General features: G+C 36.8%; 24 protein-coding genes and 1 pseudogene. 16 read left to right on the forward strand and 9 right to left on the reverse strand.

Annotated elements, in window-relative coordinates:
* Positions 1–171 precede the first annotated feature (171 nt).
* The 5 genes from ablB (at position 172) to V7147_RS19535 (ending at position 4513) form a co-directional block, all read left to right on the forward strand.
* Positions 172–1026, forward strand: a complete 855-nt coding sequence (gene ablB, locus V7147_RS19515) for a putative beta-lysine N-acetyltransferase (protein ID WP_438824614.1) — start codon at positions 172–174, stop codon at positions 1024–1026.
* A gap of 60 nt (positions 1027–1086) precedes the next feature.
* Positions 1087–2460, forward strand: coding sequence for a sigma-54 interaction domain-containing protein (locus tag V7147_RS19520; protein WP_335369486.1), 1374 nt, complete (start codon positions 1087–1089; stop codon positions 2458–2460).
* A 71-nt stretch (positions 2461–2531) separates the two neighbouring features.
* Positions 2532–3944 (forward strand): lysine 2,3-aminomutase, encoded by a 1413-nt coding sequence (gene ablA, locus V7147_RS19525; RefSeq protein ID WP_335369487.1) that lies wholly within the window; start codon positions 2532–2534, stop codon positions 3942–3944.
* A gap of 12 nt (positions 3945–3956) precedes the next feature.
* Complete coding sequence (locus V7147_RS19530; RefSeq protein ID WP_335369488.1) at positions 3957–4229, forward strand: YokU family protein; 273 nt, start codon at positions 3957–3959, stop codon at positions 4227–4229.
* A gap of 65 nt (positions 4230–4294) precedes the next feature.
* On the forward strand, positions 4295–4513 hold the full coding sequence (locus V7147_RS19535) for a YozE family protein (protein ID WP_335369489.1): 219 nt from the start codon (positions 4295–4297) through the stop codon (positions 4511–4513).
* A gap of 274 nt (positions 4514–4787) precedes the next feature.
* Here V7147_RS19535 and V7147_RS19540 read toward each other — a convergent pair whose 3' ends face one another.
* Entirely contained in the window at positions 4788–7235 is a 2448-nt protein-coding gene (locus V7147_RS19540) for a glycosyltransferase (protein WP_335369490.1), read from the reverse strand.
* A 353-nt stretch (positions 7236–7588) separates the two neighbouring features.
* Here V7147_RS19540 and V7147_RS19545 point away from each other — a divergent pair, with 353 nt between their 5' ends.
* The 3 genes from V7147_RS19545 to V7147_RS19555 all read left to right on the forward strand — a co-directional run bounded on the left by V7147_RS19545 (position 7589) and on the right by V7147_RS19555 (position 9387).
* The gene (locus V7147_RS19545; RefSeq protein ID WP_335369491.1) at positions 7589–7861 is read left to right on the forward strand and encodes a hypothetical protein; all 273 of its coding nucleotides are present in this window, start codon (positions 7589–7591) and stop codon (positions 7859–7861) included.
* A complete protein-coding gene (locus V7147_RS19550; RefSeq protein ID WP_335369492.1) occupies positions 7833–8054 on the forward strand; it encodes a hypothetical protein in 222 nt (73 codons plus the stop codon). Before V7147_RS19545 ends, V7147_RS19550 begins: the two co-directional genes overlap by 29 nt.
* Before the next feature lie 640 nt (positions 8055–8694).
* Positions 8695–9387, forward strand: a complete 693-nt coding sequence (locus V7147_RS19555; protein WP_335369493.1) for a hypothetical protein — start codon at positions 8695–8697, stop codon at positions 9385–9387.
* On the opposite strand, the gene V7147_RS19560 is transcribed toward V7147_RS19555, so the two are convergent.
* Positions 9384–9581, reverse strand: coding sequence for a hypothetical protein (locus tag V7147_RS19560; protein ID WP_335369494.1), 198 nt, complete (start codon positions 9579–9581; stop codon positions 9384–9386). The two genes, V7147_RS19555 and V7147_RS19560, sit on opposite strands and share 4 nt — an antisense overlap.
* A gap of 147 nt (positions 9582–9728) precedes the next feature.
* On the opposite strand from V7147_RS19560, the gene V7147_RS19565 reads away from it, so the two are divergent.
* Positions 9729–9899, forward strand: coding sequence for a YozD family protein (locus tag V7147_RS19565; protein WP_083497256.1), 171 nt, complete (start codon positions 9729–9731; stop codon positions 9897–9899).
* Between the two features lie 80 nt (positions 9900–9979).
* Here the strand turns inward: V7147_RS19565 and V7147_RS19570 are convergent, their stop codons facing one another.
* Positions 9980–10126, reverse strand: coding sequence for a hypothetical protein (locus V7147_RS19570; protein WP_229140156.1), 147 nt, complete (start codon positions 10124–10126; stop codon positions 9980–9982).
* 14 nt (positions 10127–10140) lie between these two features.
* Positions 10141–10275 carry a hypothetical protein gene (locus tag V7147_RS19575; RefSeq protein ID WP_335369495.1) on the reverse strand — a complete coding sequence of 45 codons (135 nt, stop codon included), beginning with the start codon at positions 10273–10275 and terminating at the stop codon, positions 10141–10143.
* Positions 10276–10405: 130 nt separating this feature from the next.
* On the opposite strand from V7147_RS19575, the gene deoD reads away from it, so the two are divergent.
* The 3 genes from deoD (at position 10406) to V7147_RS19590 (ending at position 13694) form a co-directional block, all read left to right on the forward strand.
* Positions 10406–11110 carry a purine-nucleoside phosphorylase gene (gene deoD / locus V7147_RS19580; protein WP_335369496.1) on the forward strand — a complete coding sequence of 235 codons (705 nt, stop codon included), beginning with the start codon at positions 10406–10408 and terminating at the stop codon, positions 11108–11110.
* Positions 11111–11170: 60 nt separating this feature from the next.
* The gene (locus V7147_RS19585) at positions 11171–13363 is read left to right on the forward strand and encodes an amidohydrolase family protein (RefSeq protein WP_335369497.1); all 2193 of its coding nucleotides are present in this window, start codon (positions 11171–11173) and stop codon (positions 13361–13363) included.
* A gap of 91 nt (positions 13364–13454) precedes the next feature.
* On the forward strand, positions 13455–13694 hold the full coding sequence (locus V7147_RS19590) for a hypothetical protein (RefSeq protein ID WP_335369498.1): 240 nt from the start codon (positions 13455–13457) through the stop codon (positions 13692–13694).
* Between the two features lie 47 nt (positions 13695–13741).
* Here the strand turns inward: V7147_RS19590 and V7147_RS19595 are convergent, their stop codons facing one another.
* Genes V7147_RS19595 through V7147_RS19610 form a run of 4 tightly spaced genes read right to left on the reverse strand, consistent with a single transcriptional unit; the run spans position 13742 to position 14782 of the window.
* A complete protein-coding gene (locus tag V7147_RS19595; RefSeq protein WP_335369499.1) occupies positions 13742–13978 on the reverse strand; it encodes a hypothetical protein in 237 nt (78 codons plus the stop codon).
* 46 nt (positions 13979–14024) lie between these two features.
* Entirely contained in the window at positions 14025–14258 is a 234-nt protein-coding gene (locus V7147_RS19600; RefSeq protein WP_335369500.1) for a hypothetical protein, read from the reverse strand.
* A gap of 12 nt (positions 14259–14270) precedes the next feature.
* Positions 14271–14522 carry a hypothetical protein gene (locus tag V7147_RS19605; protein WP_335369501.1) on the reverse strand — a complete coding sequence of 84 codons (252 nt, stop codon included), beginning with the start codon at positions 14520–14522 and terminating at the stop codon, positions 14271–14273.
* Between the two features lie 29 nt (positions 14523–14551).
* A complete protein-coding gene (locus V7147_RS19610) occupies positions 14552–14782 on the reverse strand; it encodes a hypothetical protein (RefSeq protein ID WP_335369502.1) in 231 nt (76 codons plus the stop codon).
* Positions 14783–14937: 155 nt separating this feature from the next.
* Here V7147_RS19610 and V7147_RS19615 point away from each other — a divergent pair, with 155 nt between their 5' ends.
* The 4 genes and pseudogenes from V7147_RS19615 to V7147_RS19630 all read left to right on the forward strand — a co-directional run bounded on the left by V7147_RS19615 (position 14938) and on the right by V7147_RS19630 (position 17535).
* Positions 14938–15405: an Hsp20/alpha crystallin family protein gene (locus V7147_RS19615; RefSeq protein ID WP_335369503.1), complete on the forward strand. Its 468-nt coding sequence runs from the start codon at positions 14938–14940 to the stop codon at positions 15403–15405.
* Between the two features lie 23 nt (positions 15406–15428).
* Positions 15429–16304 (forward strand): hypothetical protein, encoded by an 876-nt coding sequence (locus V7147_RS19620; RefSeq protein WP_335369504.1) that lies wholly within the window; start codon positions 15429–15431, stop codon positions 16302–16304.
* Between the two features lie 86 nt (positions 16305–16390).
* A pseudogene (mutM, locus tag V7147_RS19625) lies at positions 16391–17196 on the forward strand (bifunctional DNA-formamidopyrimidine glycosylase/DNA-(apurinic or apyrimidinic site) lyase).
* Between the two features lie 72 nt (positions 17197–17268).
* Positions 17269–17535: a phosphocarrier protein HPr gene (locus V7147_RS19630; protein WP_335369505.1), complete on the forward strand. Its 267-nt coding sequence runs from the start codon at positions 17269–17271 to the stop codon at positions 17533–17535.
* Between the two features lie 43 nt (positions 17536–17578).
* Here the strand turns inward: V7147_RS19630 and V7147_RS19635 are convergent, their stop codons facing one another.
* The gene (locus V7147_RS19635; RefSeq protein ID WP_335369506.1) at positions 17579–17812 is read right to left on the reverse strand and encodes a hypothetical protein; all 234 of its coding nucleotides are present in this window, start codon (positions 17810–17812) and stop codon (positions 17579–17581) included.
* Between the last annotated feature and the right edge of the window lie 93 nt (positions 17813–17905).

Genomic DNA, 17905 nt, shown 5'->3' on the forward strand with positions numbered 1-17905 from the left:
ACAGATTTTCAAAGGAAGTTTACGAGCATAAGATCAAAGACTAAGAACGCCACAACCTGTGGTAACGTCTTTGTGACCCACATTGTGTGGGCCTGAAAAATCTGGACGCAAATACGCCAAGGCGCATTTGATTTTAATGATAGTTTAAAAGGTTTCGAGGAGGTTTGATTGTTGTCAGAGCAGAAATACAGTGAAGAAAAACGATTACAAACAGCTACATATCAAGCAAATATCGTTGTAGATTATTTCAATCTCAGGCTTCGAGTTTTAGAATACAGAGGTAATCTCTTGTCTCTTTTGGATGAGGTTCACGTGATTGCTAAACAGCATTCCTTTGAAAAAATCATATGTATGGCAAAACGAGAAGACCTCATTTGTTTTTTGGGTCAAGGATTTATGATCGAAGCGATGATCCAAAAATATTATAATGGCAGTGATGCTTATTTTGTCACGAAATATTTTACAAATGAACGACGAAATAGTGAAAAATGGATGGAAGAAGAAAAAATTATAACTGACATCCTTAGAAGTCCACAGGAAAGCAAATCAACAGATACCCAATTTTTAATCCGCAAAGCAACACCTGAAGACGCAGAACAATTAGCGGCTTTATATAAGTCGGTGTTTCAAATCTACCCAACTCCGTTAAACAATCCAGACTATATTCAGCAGGTAATGAAGGATTCGTCGATTTTTTATGTTGTCCTTGATAACGGTGTGATTGTAAGTTCGGCATCAGCCGAAATAAACACAACTTTTTACAATGCGGAACTTACCGATTGTGCAACCTTGGACGCATACCGAGAGCACGGATTAATGAAAAAGCTCTTAGTTCAGCTTGAAAAAGAGCTAATGAACAATGGAATCTATTGTGCGTACTCGATTGCAAGGGCACTATCGTATGGCATGAACAAAAGCTTTTACCAACTCGGATACTCTTATACGGGTAGACTTACAAACAATTGTTATATTTTTGATAAGATTGAGGATATGAATGTGTGGGTAAAAGATCTTTCCGAGCGGTAAGATGCCAAATTTTCGGCATTGAGTGCCGGAATTTCATCATTGGATAGGAGGTGGGGGTCCATGCAAATCGGTGAAGAACTAGTCATTGCCATTTTGGATAGTATTGACGAAGCGATTCATGTCGTAAATGAGGAAGGGATCACCATCTTCTATAATCAGGTGGCAGCAGAGCATGATGGGCTAAGCCGGGAGGAGGTCCTCGGAAAGCATCTTCTTGAGGTTTTTCCATCCTTAAATGAAGATTCTAGCACTCTATTAAAGGTCATTCGCACAAAGCAGCCAATTTTTCATCTTCCCCAAACTTATAAAAATAAATGGGGAAAGCTAATCGACACTGTGAACACAACACTTCCGATAAAAATTAACGGAACATTCGTTGGTGCCGTGGAAATCGGCAAGGATTATTCCAAGATAAAAGACTTATCGAATAAATTGATGGACCTTCAATCAAAGGTTCGCGGTGTCTCGAAGAAACCGAATGAAATTTACGGAGCTAAATACACCTTTCATGATATTTTGACGAAAAATGAGCGTTTCAACTTTGTGAAGCAACAAGCGACAAAGGTTGCAAATTCGTCTTCAACAGTATTGGTGTACGGGGAAACTGGGACCGGAAAAGAACTTCTTGTTCAGGCGATTCATAATGAATCACTGCGAAGACAGGCGCCATTTATTGCACAAAACTGTGCGGCTTTACCTGAAAGCTTATTAGAAAGTATTTTATTTGGAACGGTAAAAGGCAGCTATACAGGTGCCGTGGACCGTGCTGGATTATTTGAGATTGCCCATGGAGGAACGCTTTTTTTAGACGAAATCAATTCGATGCCACTCGAGCTTCAATCACGATTACTTCGGGTTCTTGAAGATGGAATGGTGCGCAGGATTGGTAGCGCAAAAGCCCTCCAAGTTGATGTTCGTGTGATTGTTGCGTTAAATAAGTATCCAGCAGAATGTGTGAAGGCGGGTGAATTACGCCCAGATTTGTATTACCGATTGAATGTTTTTTCACTAGAAATTCCGCCATTATGTGAGAGAATTGAAGATATTCCGTACTTAGTGGATCATTTTATTGGTATCTATAACCATAGCTTTCAAAAAAATATTTCAAAAGTGGACGATGAGGTACTTGAACTATTCGCAAGGTACAACTGGCCGGGAAACGTCCGTGAGTTGAAGCATATCATTGAGCACGCCATGATCATGGCAGAAGATTCGACCCTTACAAAGGATTTACTGCCAAATCATCTTCTCGCTTCAACGGATAGAGGCTCAACACTTTCGTTAAGACCACTACGGAAAGCCGTGCAAGAAACGGAAAACAACTTAATCGAAGCCGCTATGAAAAAATCAGGCGGGAATATCAACCAAGCTGCGAAACTACTTGAAATTCCACGTCAAACCTTACAATATAAATTGCAAAAAAAGAATGATTAATCGAAAACTCCTTTCTACTTCATTTTTGGCATGCTACTTGCATGTTAATGACAGTAGGGAGGAGATTTTTTATGCAGATGAACTTATATAAGCCTAAGCGTCATTGGAAGGACATTGAATTATGGAAGGATGTAACAGAGGAACAATGGAATGATTGGATCTGGCAATTAACCAATACAATCCGTACGATTGATGACTTGCGCAAGGTGATTAACCTAACTCCGGAGGAAGAAGAGGGTGTCTTAATCTCGACAAAGACGATTCCTTTAAATATAACGCCATATTACGCTTCGTTAATGAATCCAGATGATCCACGCTGCCCAATTCGGATGCAGTCTGTGCCGATTGGAAAAGAAATCTATAAGACTAAATACGATTTAGAGGATCCGCTTGAAGAAGACGAAGATTCGCCAGTGCCAGGACTCACTCACCGGTATCCGGACCGTGTCCTCTTTTTGGTAACAAACCAATGTTCGATGTATTGCCGCTATTGTACGAGAAGACGGTTTTCCGGACAAATTGGCATGGGGGTGCCAAAAAAACAGCTTGATGCTGCAATTGCTTATATTGCGAGCACTCCTGAAGTGCGTGACGTGCTCATTTCTGGCGGTGACGGTTTACTTATTAATGATAATATCCTCGAGTATATTTTAAAAAATTTACGGGAGATTCCACATGTGGAAATCATTCGGATTGGCACGAGAGCACCGGTCGTGTTTCCACAGCGTATTACTGAAAACCTATGTACTATTTTAAAGAAATATCATCCTGTTTGGTTAAATACTCATTTCAATACATCAATTGAAATTACGGAAGAAGCGAAAAAGGCATGCGAGATGCTGGTGAACTCAGGGGTGCCAGTTGGAAACCAGTCTGTTATTTTAGCTGGTATTAACGATAGTATTGAAATCATGAAAAAGCTGATGCATGACTTGGTTAAGATTAGAGTTCGTCCTTATTATATTTATCAATGTGATTTATCTGAAGGAATCGGTCACTTTAGAGCGCCTGTTTCAAAGGGACTGGAAATCATTGAAGGCCTACGTGGACACACCTCAGGATATGCAGTTCCTACATTCGTCGTCGACGCTCCTGGTGGTGGTGGAAAAATTGCGTTGCAGCCTAATTATCTACTATCTCAAAGTCCGGAAAAAACAGTACTCCGTAACTTTGAAGGAGTCATTACAACCTATCCAGAGCCAGAAAACTATGTACCAGGCCGTGCTGATGAATACTTTACTGAGCATTACGGTTCGCTTGATGATAAAAAATCAACTGCAGGTATCGCTGGTTTATTAGGTGACGGATTCAATCTAGTTCCAGAAGGCATCAACCGAATTTCTCGCAGGAAGAAATACGATGAAGACCCAACCCACAGCACGATAAAAGAAAAACGCGACAAACGTGATGAAATGAAAGAGAAAAAATATCAATCGACTTTGAAAAAAATGCAGGGCGGAAAGGGAGAAGAAGCATCAAATTAGGAGGTTTTATTGTTGAATTGTATGTGGTGTGAATCAGAAAAAGCGCAAGTAACAACAAACAGTGTGTTTTGGGAGCTTCCGGACGGAACACGCGCAATCGAAATTACGGAAACGCCTAGCGTCAAATGTAAAGACTGCGGAATGGAATATCAAGAAGAAGGCATCATCAACGAAATTGAAGACCAACTCATGTTAATCGATACAAAAAAACTTTCAAAAACGATTCAGTACAAGGAACTAATGGAGTTTCCACGATTTTTAAAGCATAATTACTTCCGATTTTAGTTGACATGATACTCTGACATGATAAAATGACAAAAAACCGTTCGATAGAGTAGGAAGTGGTTGTCTTGGGAAAGTCATTTTATCATTATATTGTGAAGTTTCGTGCGGCGAAAGCGAAGGATGAGATTAGTCAATTTGCAAATGACATATATTTGGATCACAGCTTTCCAATTTATTCAAAGGATTACAATGAATTGAGCTCCTATTTGGAGCTAAACGGACAATATTTAAAAAGCATGTCCATTTTCGACAAAGCCTGGGAGCTTTATCAGAACGAAGATTGATTTTAGACCACCGAGATGAGGATTCTCGGTGGTATTTTTTTATTTTTAGGAAATTATAAAATAATCGATTTGTGAATAACAGGTTGATGATTCCAACGAATGGGTACCGGCAGAGTCTCCTAAGCATTAAGTTATTTTTGCTAGAAATGCCTATAATTTATATCACCAATTTGGACAGTTTGTTTAAAGTCTTTACACTTGTATATTACTAGAACCTTTTTCTACAGATATTCTTACTATGGATAGCTTCATCTTTGGTAGACACTTTTTTACATTAGTTTTTAGAGGATCCTTGTTCTTCAAAGTATTTTTCTAAGAGTACTTCCTTCCATGTGGGGCCAGTTTTAACATCCCACCATGACGAATCGAAGTGATGGATAGCGTAATTCTGTCCATCCCCTACATCAAGTGTTAGTTCATTTACCGGATAGATGATAATTCCATCCTTCAAAGCTTGCCTTTTCCCATTTAATTGAATGTCATATTCATTAACAAGTATACTAGTAGTTCGCGGTACGTTTGGTTTGGCTATATATTCACCAGTTTCTGTTATAAAGCTTTCATTTTGATAGAACTCCATCAATTTTTTTATAACAGGGGCGCCTTTTACCGAACCGATAATTCCTGTTTGTATAAAATTGGCTGATTCAAAGGAAAGAAAGGAATTGTTTATTCTAAAACTGTCAATGTTTTTTGTAATTTCGACATCTGTATCCAGGTAGATCCCACCATATTCATATAAGTTTTTCAGTCTAAAATAGTCAGCAACAAATGCCCACTTACCTGCTTCATACGCTTGTTTAACATAGGTGTTAATCTCCATATTACAATTTGTTTCATTCCACTCTATAAACTCGTAATCAGGTAATTTCTCTTTCCACGTCTGAATACATTTTTGTGCTAACTCGGACTTTTCTTTGCTGCCAAACCAACAATAGTGAATAATTGGTGGAATAATTTTAGCATTATATAAATCCTTTATTTCATTTTTTCTAATCGCATTTTTGTAGTATTCGTTATTTTCGATGTTTTTTTTTATTTTTTCTGCAAATTCAATAAATTCTTTTGCATAAGCTGGTTTATAATCAATAAAGATTGATATACTTCGGGCTATAGCGAAAATAACCTCTTCTATATATTCTGTTTTACTCTTCTTTAACATTCTTTCCCAAGCATTAATAATTCCCAGAGTTCTCTTATCTTGGCTACCTATAATAGAATCAGTTCGTTGTCGATAATAATACAACGGAGATTGGACATAGTTAATACCTTCAGCATATGAAATCAAAATGGGAGTAGTCGCAACATCCTCATACCAACCGTCAGGAAAGTTAGCTACTTCAAATAAAGTTTTTTTAAAAAGTTTATTGTACGTAAAAGCAGGATCTGTAGAATACATTACAGCTTGACGTTTACTAAATCTTTCTCCTCGAAAGCCTGCTGCTACATGCTGATTTTCTTCATTTTCCGATATCGAAATTAAATCGCAAATAATTAGATCATGTCCTCTTTTAGTGGCCTCATACATCGTCTCAAACATCTTTGCATCAACCCAATCATTCGAATCAACAAACCCTACAAATTCAGCTCTTGCCTCTTTTAAGCCAACATTTCGTGCATCACCTGAACCACCGTTTTCTTTCATAATTGGTTTTATCTTGTCGGGAAACCTCTGAACATATTCATCTATGATATCTTGAGAAAAATCAGGAGATCCGTCATGTACAACAATAATTTCTATCTCATCTAATGTTTGCATAACCAACGAATTTAAACATTTTCTAAGGTATTTCACAGTGTTATAAACTGGGACAATTACCGATACTTTAATTGGTGGAATAATTTTAGCGTTATATAAATCATTTATTTCATTTTTTCTAACAGCACTTTTGTAGTATTCGTTATTTTCGATGTTTTTTTTGATTTTTTCTGCAAATTCGATAAATTCTTTTGCATAAGCTGGTTTATAATCAATAAAGATTGATATACTTCGGGCTATAGCGAAAATAACCTCATCTATATATCTTGGATTACACTTTTTTAACATTCTCTCCCAAGCATTAATAATTCCCAGAGTTCTCTTATCTTGGCTGCCTGTCATAGAATCAGTTCGTTGTCGATAATAATAGAACGGAGATTGGACGTAGTTAATACCTTCGGCATATGAAATCAAAATGGGAGTAGTCGCAACATCCTCATACCAACCGTCAGGAAAGTTAGCTTTTTCAAATAAAGATTTTTTGAAAAGTTTATTACACGTAATTGCAGGATCTGTAGAATACATTACAGCTTGACGTTTACTAAATCCTTCTCCTCGAAAGCCTGATGCTACATGCTGATTTTTTTCATTTTCCGATATCGAAATTAAATCGCAAATAATTAGATCATGTCCTCTTTTAGTGGCCTCATACATCGTCTCAAACATCTTTGGATCAACCCAATCATCTGAATCAACAAATCCTACAAATTCAGCTCTTGCCTCTTTTAAGCCAACATTTCGCGCATCACCTAAACCACCGTTTTCTTTCATAATTGCCTTTATCTTGTCGGGAAACCTCTGAACATATTCATCTATGATATCTTGAGAAAAATCAGGAGATCCGTCATTTACAATAATAATTTCTATCTCATCTAATGTTTGCATAACCAACGAATCTAAACATTTTCTAAGGTATTTCTCAGTGTTATAAACTGGGACAATTACCGATACTTTTGGTTCCATCATTTCAAAACCCCTCCAATCTAAGATCTAATAAAGGAACTCATCCAATTTATAATATGAAATTAATATATTCATGCAACGGTAATTATCTAGTTTTATTATTTATATAGAATGAAGCGTATAAAAAAATTCTTATAGCGAATCAAAAATGAATAAATAACTCTTTGAAGACCATATACAATTTACTCATTTTCTTGCCCATTCTAAAGTAGAGAACTTCCTTTAAGACAACTTATGAATAAATTGACTTATAAGAAGAAGGGAGGGGAAAAGCAAATGATAAAAAAGGCTATTATCCCTGCAGTAGGGTTTGGAACAAGAGGATTATCAATATCAAAATAATACCTAAAGAGATGCTTCCTATCGGAGATCGTCCAGCTATTGATTACATTGTTGATGAAGCAGTAAACGCAGGTATTGAACAAATCTTAATGATTGTCTCCGGCACTAAAAAATTTTTTGTTAATTATTATGATAGATTACTAGATTTAGAAGCATTTTTAGAACAGAAAAATAAACAACATCTCCTAAATAAAATGAAGCTTCCAAATATAAAAATCCATTATATGTGGCAGTTTTATCTGGAAGCATTAGGGCTTGCTGTCATTAGCCAAGGACTTTGCTAGTGTTGAACCTTTTGCTATTTTACTTCCAGATGAAATCTACCTTTCTAATAAGTTGAGTCCATTGGAAGAGCTAATAGATTCCTATTGTAATTATGGAAAGAACGTCATTGCTTTACAAAAAGTAGATAAACAGCATCTGAAAAACTATGGTATGTTGGCGGTAGAAAAAAAGGAACTAGAGCGTTTATATTAGATTTCTGATATTGTCGTAAAAACCGAATATGAATCCACCCTCTGACCTGCTGTGACAGGGAAGATTTATTTTGAAGCCAATTATTTTTTCATGCTTATAAAAGATTAAACCAGGTGTTGGGTCGGAGGTTCAATTAACTGATGCAATCAAGTTCTTGCTCCAAGATGATGTGGCATATGAGCTTGAAGTAGATAGTGAGCGCTATAACATTGCAAAGAAAGATGATCATTTAAGGCATATATAAAAGGTGTACGGCTTCCAACAGGGAGAGGATTAAGGACATGACAAAACCATTGTAAAATTTTTAATGAAATTTTCGAAAAAAATATTCAGGGAATTAGAGGATGGATGAAGTAATAGCATCATCTTGATTAACATAATTTACATATCCGATTATTGAATAGTCGTCCTACTACCATCAGTAAACCAGAAACCCTTCTATCCCAAATTTACTGGCACTAGCAAGAATTTCAAGTCCGCTCTCGACCTCTAAACCGAACACCATCACATCACAAATTTTAGGCTCGCCAGCCCTTTATTTTTCTTATCTCACAAGCCCGAATCGAATGCCGTTTTGCGAAAGACTTGCATATACTATCTCACACCCTTCAATCGAGACAAAAGCTAAAGGGATGAGGATATGGATGGTAAAAACAAAAAGCCAAAATACAAAATCGGGGATATCGTCGTTGTTACGTTATATGGAACAGTTGGGTCTGTAACAGATATCCGTAATCTTGATGGGAATTTTCTTTATAAAGTAAATAAAGGTGAGGTATTTTACTCGGAATCGGCGTTATCCTTGCTTTCGGAATATAAAGCAAAGCCGATGGAAATTGAAAAAATTGAAATTGAATATAAATATTATTTTGGTGACCTTGTCTTTGTTCAAGGTTATGACAATGATGTATTTAAAATAGTCGGGATACACACGGAAATTTGGAGATACAAAGAGGGTGCATGGGAGGATGTAATTTATGAATTAGCGCGAGTGACAGATGGTGAGTGGCTCGAAGCAGGAGAGGATGAACTCACACTACTTGCCGATTTTGATCAAGCTGAAACATTCCTTCAAAAATATTCGCTGAAGTATTTTGTGAAAAAGAAAAACAAAAATGTGGGGATGTATGAAAATATGGATATCTATCGTAAATCTGAAAAAGATCATATGCGTATCAAAAAGGAGAAGAAAGAAATTATTGATGGCTTACTAGATGTGTACAACGACTACAAGATCCTGTACGACATGTTCCAGGATCAGAAATATAAGGACGTTATGGATTTAGCCTTGAAAAACCTACAAAAATTTGAATCTGGGAAAAGTAACGATTAACCGATGAAAAAAGCTTGCATTACCACATAAATAAAATAAGGGATCCCTAAAAATAATATAGTTGAAAATAAACCTTTTGTTACTTTTCCTAACACTTTGTCAAACCCATCTCCGTCGATAAATTCAAGGGATTTATTTGTCTTTTTGACTTCTTCTTTTACTGGAAATTTTACGATAACGGCATGCTTGCTCATAAGAATCCCTCCATTAGGCTTGTCCAATATTTATATTCCATCCTATGTATGAACCTTTGAATTCATGACCAAAAAATAAAATACATACGAAAAATGACATAGGTGTTGTTTTTAAAACATACATCTTTAGTAAAGGGGGCGATCATGCTGAAGGAAATTGAGGTTGTTATTGATACGGAGGAAATTGCAGAGTTTTTCTATAACGAGCTTGTCCAAAGGGGATTTGCCCCAGGTGAGGAAGAGCTAGAGGAGCTAGCAGATATCACATTTGAATACTTGCTCTATAAATGTGTAATTGACGAGGAAAATGAAGACTGAAAAATCAACGGCGGGGATTCCCGTCGATTTTTTATTTTAACCAGAAAGGGGTGTCTAAAAACCAGACACCCCCATTTTAATTACTTGTTATGTCCCGGACCGTTTTTACGGCCACCAGCTGCAGAGAATTCTTTTCCGTGGGCAATTTGTTCTGCCTCGATTGCTTCGGGTGGAACATGATTATTCTTCTTTGGTGCACCTGTACGTGCGCGATTCTTTTTACCCATAAATATCCCTCCAATTATTTAGGCTGGATAAAGCCTTCTTTTTCTTTTTTTGATGTATGTGGTGGATTACCAACACCCTTTGTGGTGTCAGTAGCATTCGCATATTCAACTGCTTGTCGCAATTTTTTACTCATTTTTTCGTTTGCCACGTAAGAGTCCCTCCTTAGGAAATGTTACAACCATAGCTTACCCCATATTTTTGCGTTCATAACTATTTTTAAGTAGAATGTAATTGTGGTAAGATAGTAAAAGTGCAATATTTACATAGGAGGAACATGAATGAGTACACATATTGGTGCAAAGCAAGGGGATATTGCTGAAACGGTATTGCTTCCCGGCGACCCTTTGCGTGCAAAATATATTGCAGAAAACTTTTTTGAAAATGTTAAATGCTACAATGAAGTAAGAGGTATGCTTGGATTCACCGGTACATACAAAGGAAAGCGCGTATCTGTCCAAGGGACAGGAATGGGTGTTCCGTCCATCTCCATATATATTCATGAATTAATGAATGAATACGGTGTCCAGAACTTAATTCGCGTTGGTACTTGCGGTGCGATTCAAAAAGATGTGAAAGTGCGCGATGTCATTTTAGCGATGACGTCATCAACTAATTCTCAGATGAACCGCATTAATTTTGGAACAGTGGATTTTGCGCCTACAGCATCCTTTGATTTATTGAAAAAAGCGTATGATGCGGGTATTGAAAAAGGCCTTAAGCTAAAGGTAGGAAATGTTTTTACAAGTGACGTATTCTACAACGAAAATGCAGAATTAGAAAAATGGGCTCAATATGGTATATTAGCTGTAGAAATGGAAACAACTGCATTATATACATTAGCAGCGAAATTTGGTCGAAATGCATTATCCGTATTAACGGTTAGTGATCATATTTTAACTGGAGAAGAAACAACAGCGGAAGAACGACAAACCACATTTAATGATATGATCGAGGTTGCTTTAGAAGCAGCACTTGAAAAATAATCGTAAGAGGGAAAAGATTTCGAGTTCGAGATTTTTTCCTCTTTTATTAGGGTGATAATTATGAAAAATCGTTATATTAAATATGGCGTAGCGCTTGCAATCGTTCTGTTTGTTGTCTTTTTCGGATCAAAAATGATTACACCATCGGAAGTCTACATAGACACCGATGAAGCCGTTAAAAGTCAACTGATTGTAAACGGCTTCAAAATAGATGGAATTACGTTTTATGGGAATCAAGTTCTCGCCATGCTTGAAGAAAAAGGTGAAAAAAAGCTTTTTATCGGAGACCGTGAACAATCCGTCATTAAAAATGTGAAGCCGTGGGTAGATTTTCAGCTTCCAAACAATGAGGACAAAACCTATCAAGGGGTCGAGGTAAATCCTGATTCCCACCTGATGTATTTGTATGGGAAAAAGGAAGATGGCAGCAATTTCATGGAAGTCATTAATATTGCTACAAAAGATACGATTGCTGAAATCCCGTTTGAGAATTCAGCGAATATTAGCAATATAAAATTCAAAAATGGGTACATGGAAGGAATGCTGTATGCGAAAACAAATCCAGAAAAGCAAAACGCAGAAATCATTTTTAATACTCCTGAATTTAATTCTCACATGGATTTGCTTGTCGTAGAGCTCCCATCTAAAAAAGCAACACTCGATTGGGTTGATGCCAATCCTGAGCTTGAACAAATTGTTTACACTATCAAGGATCAAGGCAAGTTTTCGGCATATGTCCATGATTTAACAACCAATCAAACGACACAACTGACAAAAATAAGTGGGGATAAGTTTTTGTTTGATGGCGAACAGCTTGTTGGTTTTAAATCGAAGAAGGACAAGCTCGATATTAATGTCTATGAATACAAGCAATCAGAGACTGCCAAAGAGCAACAATCTGATGTGTATGATATCGTCATAAAAAATGGAATCGTCCTTGATCCAGATAAAGAAACGCTAAAAATTGGCTATCATGTTGGCATTAAAGATGATAAAGTGGCTGCGGTCACCAAAGCTACAATTCAAGGAAAAACTGAAATAGATGCATATCAAAAAATAGTTAGCCCTGGTTTCATTGATATGCTCTCATTCAATCCTAGTCCGATGGGATCTAAATTTAAAATTGGTGACGGGGTTACAACGAATCTGTCGATGCATGGATGCACAGTTGATTTTGATGGATTTTTTAATCAATACAATAAATATCCTACAGCTGTAAACTATGGTGGTGCTTTGTATGCCGTTCGGTTGCGTTATGAGGTAGGTCTAGGCAATCATGGCACACCAACACAGGAACAAATTGATCAGATGGCAAAGCGTGCTCGTGAAGAAATAAAAAAGGGTGCACTCTCTGTTGCGTTTAGTCCTGAATATTATCCTGGAACCAGCCCGGAAGAAATCAAGGCAATCATGAAAGTGGCGAAGGAATACGGACTTGTTACTCATTTTCATGGTCGGCATTCAAGTCTAACTGGTGAGCACACGAGCATTGATTCTGTGAAAGAAGTCATAGGATATGCTAGGGAATTAGATGCTCCGGTACATTTTATGCACCTTCATAGTACAGGTGGGACAGGTGCGATGGAAGAAGCTCTTGCCCTGATTGAGGAAGCTCGCTCTGAAGGTTATCAAGTGACTTATGATGTATATCCATATGATTCATGGGCGACTAATATTTCGTTTGAACGCATGTCTGGGGATTGGCAATCTCGTTTTGGTATTACATATTCAGATATTCAAGTCGCTGGAACAACCGAGCGACTTACAGAAGAAACCTTTCCGATTTATCGTAAAAAAGGTGGAATCATCATCGTTTATGCGATGGAAGAAAAGGAACTGATCCAGGCGCTTCAAGTTGATCATAGTATGATTGGCAGTGATACAATAATGGATAATGAGTTCAGCCATCCAAGGGGAGCGGGTGCTTTTTCAAGATTCATCGGTCGATATATCCGTGATCTAGATGTTCTGCCACTTATGGAAGGGATGAAGAAGATTACGATTCTTTCTGCAAGACAGCTGGAAGATATTGCCCCAGCGATGGCAACCCGAGGTAGATTACATGAAGGGGCAACTGCTGATATTACGGTTTTTGATTATCATGATATCATTGACACATCCACACCTGAAAAACCAGCCTCTTTATCAAAAGGAGTCGATTATGTAATCGTATCTGGACAAATTGCGAAGGATGAAACCGGAGTACGAACCCAAGTTACTAATGGACAACCGATTATGGGTGTTTTTGATTAAAAGAGTCTATGTCGGTAGCGCGTTATTTAACTAATTTTTACAGCCTATTCTCCGTCAAGAACGCAAATACTTCTAAAGAGGTGATTTTATCATGAATCATGAGAAGGATTTTGATCGAGACCATGACCGTGAGGATGCGCTCACTGACGATGCATTAAAGGAAATTCTGGAGACCGCCTATAAGGCAGAATCTGAATTGATGCGACGTTATTTAATTACCTCTGAACGAGTACATCATGATGATGAACTAAAAGATAGACTTGCCAATTTCGCGGAGGGTAATGCTAAACGGACAAAGCAGCTTCAAAATGAAATCGAAAGACTGCATTGAAATATGCCACGGAGGGACATACCTTCGTGGCATATTTATTTAAAGAATCAAACTACACTATTTTTAATTGCATTGCTATCACTGGCATCTGGGTCGAAAACAGCCGCAACTGGGACGTTTGTCAGAGAGAAATCACCATTCTGTTCGCCAAACGCTTGATTTCGCTTGTAGGTTACTAATTGATCGACAATTTGAAGGGAACCCATATTGGCAACGGCCCCATTATCGATAGTATTAATTTTAAAACCGAGTACATTGACAACCATTGGTGTGATTAAAACCATAAAAACACTCCTTTTTTTTCCTTTTTATATTGTATAAAAAGAAATGTTAAATAACACTTGATTTATAAGCTAAATTGTCAAGAACATCCATATCTGATACCTCTGAAAAGGACATCAAAGTTTGCTGCAAATCACCGTTCATCTCTCCAACTCCTTGGTTTCGTTTGTATGATACAAACTGATCCAGGTGTTGACTTGGTCCAAGATTAACGACAGCTCCATTGTCAACAGAATTAATCTTTATCCCTGCAATAGTAAGATTCACTGGAGAAAATAGCATCCTGTCACTTCCTTATACTTTTGGCAGATTTGCGCTTTCAAAAGAAGAGTTTGAATCTAGTTGATCACGGTCATCCACAAAGCTTCTTGTACCAAAAAAGTCGCTGTCATCTCCCATATTTTGACCAAAACCTTGATTCTTCTTATCTGAGTTATGCCATTCTGCTAAAAGATTTTGTCCCACATTGATTGCTGAAGCATTTTCAAATGAATTTACTTTAATAATTTTTATATTTATATTGATGTAAGGAACAGATCCAGCCATTTGGAGCCTCCTTTTTCCTTAAATTTAATTTATTTCTTAATTTTTTGTGAATTAGAACTATATGGCTCATTGTCAATAACAGAACTTGTGTTGAAGATTTTTACACTGCCATCTCCAAATTGTTGGCCAAAACCCTGATTTTTTTTCCCACTGACATTTCGATTTTGTTTAATCGTTGAACTAAAGGAAACCGATCCTAGATGATCAACATTATTTAATTTTATATCCGTTATATTTATATTGACCGGTAAAAAAGACATATGGACATGATCCTTTCTCTCAAGATAGTTATAAGTATGGTAGTAAAACAGAAATTATGTTAGTCAATTCTATGAATGGAATTGAAAATGTGGTAATAGGATTAACTAGAGGCTATATCATTTTTATTTTGGATAGAAGGTAAGGGGGATCCATCATGGATATGAATAAATTATTGCAGTGGATGGATTTGGCGAAAAAATATCAAACCACTGATTTTTGGAACGATTTATTTGACGGCTCCTCCTTTGAAGATTTTATGAAGGCACAGGGCAGTGAGGGAACAGCCTCCCCATTTGAACTTGGGCGTGATAAAAATTTTCCGCCAACCGATATTTATATAACAGATAATGATGTATTACTCGTTGCCGAATTGCCTGGATATCAAAAAAGCGATATTCGGTTATCTGTATCTGGGACAAACCTATTATTAAAAGGAAACAGTAATCTCGTGTACCACGGAAAGCAATTGCAGCAGGAAAGATATAACGGTCCATTTGAAAGAACCATTCAACTCCCTGAAGCAACTTTTCCTGACCAGATTAGGGCAACTTTTAAAAATGGTCTGCTCTTTATTACCTATAAAAGACAATTTAGGGATGAAGAACACGTCCCAATTGATTAACCATACGAGTGAGGAAGAAAAAAATGACGATTAAAGGAATATTTAATCAAAAAAATCTAAAGCAATTGAATATCGATGATCTGGATAAATTGAATTTACGCATGAATGCACTAGAAGTCCAAAATAAAAAGTTATTTGACTTAGAAAAGCAGCTTCGGCTCTCCATTTATAACTCCAAGGAAAAATCCCCAGTATCAAGTCACGAAAACAAAAAAAGTAACACAATTCAACATCAAGATGTTATTTCTTTAATAGACAATATAGTTTCAGAAAAATTTGCATTGCATCAACAAAGGGAAGAAGATTTGAAAATAAAAATTCAACATTTAGAAAGACAAGTGGCTGAGTTAATGAAACGTGAAAATGAAAATTTGATAAGAATGAAAACAGTACGGAATGAAACAGAAAATTCAACTGTAGAACAACGATTTAACGAGCTTTTTGATTCCATGCAAATGAGGCTTCTTTCCTTGGAACAACATTTTGAATTGGTGTACGATGAGCAAAAGATACTTGTGAAACAAGTAGAGAAATTTGAGCAAAATAACAGTGAGTGTGCCGCAAAGACCATTGAAGTAGAAGAGTCAATAGAAGTTCCTATCCAACCAATCTATATAGACAAGCTATATGTAGATAAATACGAGCAAAATAATAATTTTTCCCAACTTGGCATTAAAAGTTTAAATGGCACCCTAAATATTGGGGCAACATATGGAAGCGTACCGCAAAAAATAAATGAACAAGTAAAAAAAGACTTTGAGAAAATCAGATCCGCAAAGGAAGAAATGCAAAATCCGAATACTAAGGATCAATATCCAAACCATGAAAAACCCTCCACTGAATCCGAGCATCCCCAGCAACCAGAAACATATACAGAAATTGAGATAGAAGAAGATTGAAGTAACTCGCACATAAAAAAATAGATGAATCTTGATACATGATACCTTTAAAATAGCTTATGCCAAATGAAAAAGGTGGTCCCACGATGCCCGAGTTGCCAGAATTGGAAACATATAAAAACCTCCTTAAGTTGAAAATAGCAGGTTATACGATTAATGATGTTCAGGTAAACCGTGAAAAATCGATCAACAGCTCAGTTGCCGAATTTAATAAGGAGCTTATTGGAAATAAAATTACTCAAATTCATCGGAGGGGTAAATATCTAATTTTTGACCTTGCTAGTGGTAAAAAACTGTTGCTCCATCTAATGTTGGGTGGCTTAATGTACATTGAAACAGATGAAGATACCATTTCAAGAACAAAGCAAGTCATTCTAAGTTTTTCTTCACACCGGCTTACTTTTGTCGGTCTACGATTAGGTTACCTACATCTCCTAACTTCAAAAGAGGTGGAAAAAGAATTTGCTAATTTAGGTCCTGAGCCGCTTGAACCGGAGTTTTCGAGACTTTTCAAAATTTAACAGAAAACAAAAAAGGAAAACTAAAAACAACACTGGTAGATCAACATTTTATTGCTGGAATCGGGAATCGGTATTCTGATGAAATTTGCTTTAATGCTGAACTGTTACCCAATCGAAGCCTAGATTCACTTGACAAATCTCAACTTCAAAAATTATATTCATCGATTCAAACCGTTTTACAGGAAGGCATTCGTTTCGGTGGATACATCGATTTGCCCCTTTTTAAAGGGGATCAACTCACAGGTGGCTTTGAAGAAAAATGTAGGGTGTATAACCGCGAAGGGGAGCCGTGTGTTCGTTGTGGGGCAGTTATTGTGAAGAAGGAAGTGTCATCGCGGAAAACATTTTTTTGTGCAAATTGCCAAATCTGAAAAATATACTTGATTATCACGTTGATTAATGGCTATTCTATAGGAGAATGAAATTTAGAAAGAGGGATAAACATGGCAGAAAAAACTTTTACTATTACAAGTGATGCTGGCTTACATGCTAGACCGGCTACAAAGCTCGTACATAAAGCTAGTCAATTTCAATCGGAAATTACACTTAGTTTTAACGGAAAGTCTGTAAACCTTAAATCAATTATGGGCGTAATGTCTTTAGGTGTACCAAAAGGCTCACAAATTACGGTACAAGCTGAAGGAAATGATGCAGATGCTGCATTAGAAGGAATCGAGTCTGTCTTAAAAGAAGAAAATTTAGGAGAGTAATCCTAAATAAAAAACAACCATCTGAACGGATGGTTGTTTTCTATTATGCGGTTTCTTCATCTTCATCCTTCGATAATACCAATGCGCCATGGCGGATTAGGTATTGAAAATGGGAGAGAGGGAATACCCCTTTTTGCTTTGATTCTAGCTCTATTCGAACGGATGAATTATTTATTTCAATAACTTTTAACGTTTTTGCTTCACATAAGTTCGGAACGAATTTCGATGTTATGCCAAATTCCATATTATTCACGAGTTCAAGGTTTTCTATTGCCAATTTTTGTCACCACCTTCTTCATATTCGTAATATAACCAATACGATGAAAATCATACCAGATATACTATTAATTACAACTTATTTCATTTTCAA

The sequence above is a fragment of the Bacillus sp. JJ1521 genome, assembly GCF_036965165.1.
Lineage (GTDB): Bacteria > Bacillota > Bacilli > Bacillales > Bacillaceae_L > Ferdinandcohnia.

Excerpts from the sequence above, each read along its gene's own strand:
- V7147_RS19545 (WP_335369491.1), top strand. The coding sequence starts at position 7,589 with ATGCTTCCTATCGGAGATCGTCCAGCTATTGATTACATTGTTGATGAA.
- V7147_RS19520 (WP_335369486.1), top strand. The coding sequence starts at position 1,087 with ATGCAAATCGGTGAAGAACTAGTCATTGCCATTTTGGATAGTATTGAC.
- V7147_RS19540 (WP_335369490.1), bottom strand. The coding sequence starts at position 7,235 with ATGGAACCAAAAGTATCGGTAATTGTCCCAGTTTATAACACTGAGAAA.
- V7147_RS19590 (WP_335369498.1), top strand. The coding sequence starts at position 13,455 with ATGAATCATGAGAAGGATTTTGATCGAGACCATGACCGTGAGGATGCG.
- V7147_RS19615 (WP_335369503.1), top strand. The coding sequence starts at position 14,938 with ATGGATATGAATAAATTATTGCAGTGGATGGATTTGGCGAAAAAATAT.
- V7147_RS19585 (WP_335369497.1), top strand. The coding sequence starts at position 11,171 with ATGAAAAATCGTTATATTAAATATGGCGTAGCGCTTGCAATCGTTCTG.
- V7147_RS19600 (WP_335369500.1), bottom strand. The coding sequence starts at position 14,258 with ATGCTATTTTCTCCAGTGAATCTTACTATTGCAGGGATAAAGATTAAT.
- V7147_RS19560 (WP_335369494.1), bottom strand. The coding sequence starts at position 9,581 with ATGAGCAAGCATGCCGTTATCGTAAAATTTCCAGTAAAAGAAGAAGTC.
- V7147_RS19555 (WP_335369493.1), top strand. The coding sequence starts at position 8,695 with ATGGATGGTAAAAACAAAAAGCCAAAATACAAAATCGGGGATATCGTC.
- V7147_RS19570 (WP_229140156.1), bottom strand. The coding sequence starts at position 10,126 with ATGGGTAAAAAGAATCGCGCACGTACAGGTGCACCAAAGAAGAATAAT.
- V7147_RS19595 (WP_335369499.1), bottom strand. The coding sequence starts at position 13,978 with ATGGTTTTAATCACACCAATGGTTGTCAATGTACTCGGTTTTAAAATT.
- V7147_RS19605 (WP_335369501.1), bottom strand. The coding sequence starts at position 14,522 with ATGGCTGGATCTGTTCCTTACATCAATATAAATATAAAAATTATTAAA.
- V7147_RS19610 (WP_335369502.1), bottom strand. The coding sequence starts at position 14,782 with ATGTCTTTTTTACCGGTCAATATAAATATAACGGATATAAAATTAAAT.
- V7147_RS19620 (WP_335369504.1), top strand. The coding sequence starts at position 15,429 with ATGACGATTAAAGGAATATTTAATCAAAAAAATCTAAAGCAATTGAAT.
- V7147_RS19630 (WP_335369505.1), top strand. The coding sequence starts at position 17,269 with ATGGCAGAAAAAACTTTTACTATTACAAGTGATGCTGGCTTACATGCT.
- deoD (WP_335369496.1), top strand. The coding sequence starts at position 10,406 with ATGAGTACACATATTGGTGCAAAGCAAGGGGATATTGCTGAAACGGTA.
- ablA (WP_335369487.1), top strand. The coding sequence starts at position 2,532 with ATGCAGATGAACTTATATAAGCCTAAGCGTCATTGGAAGGACATTGAA.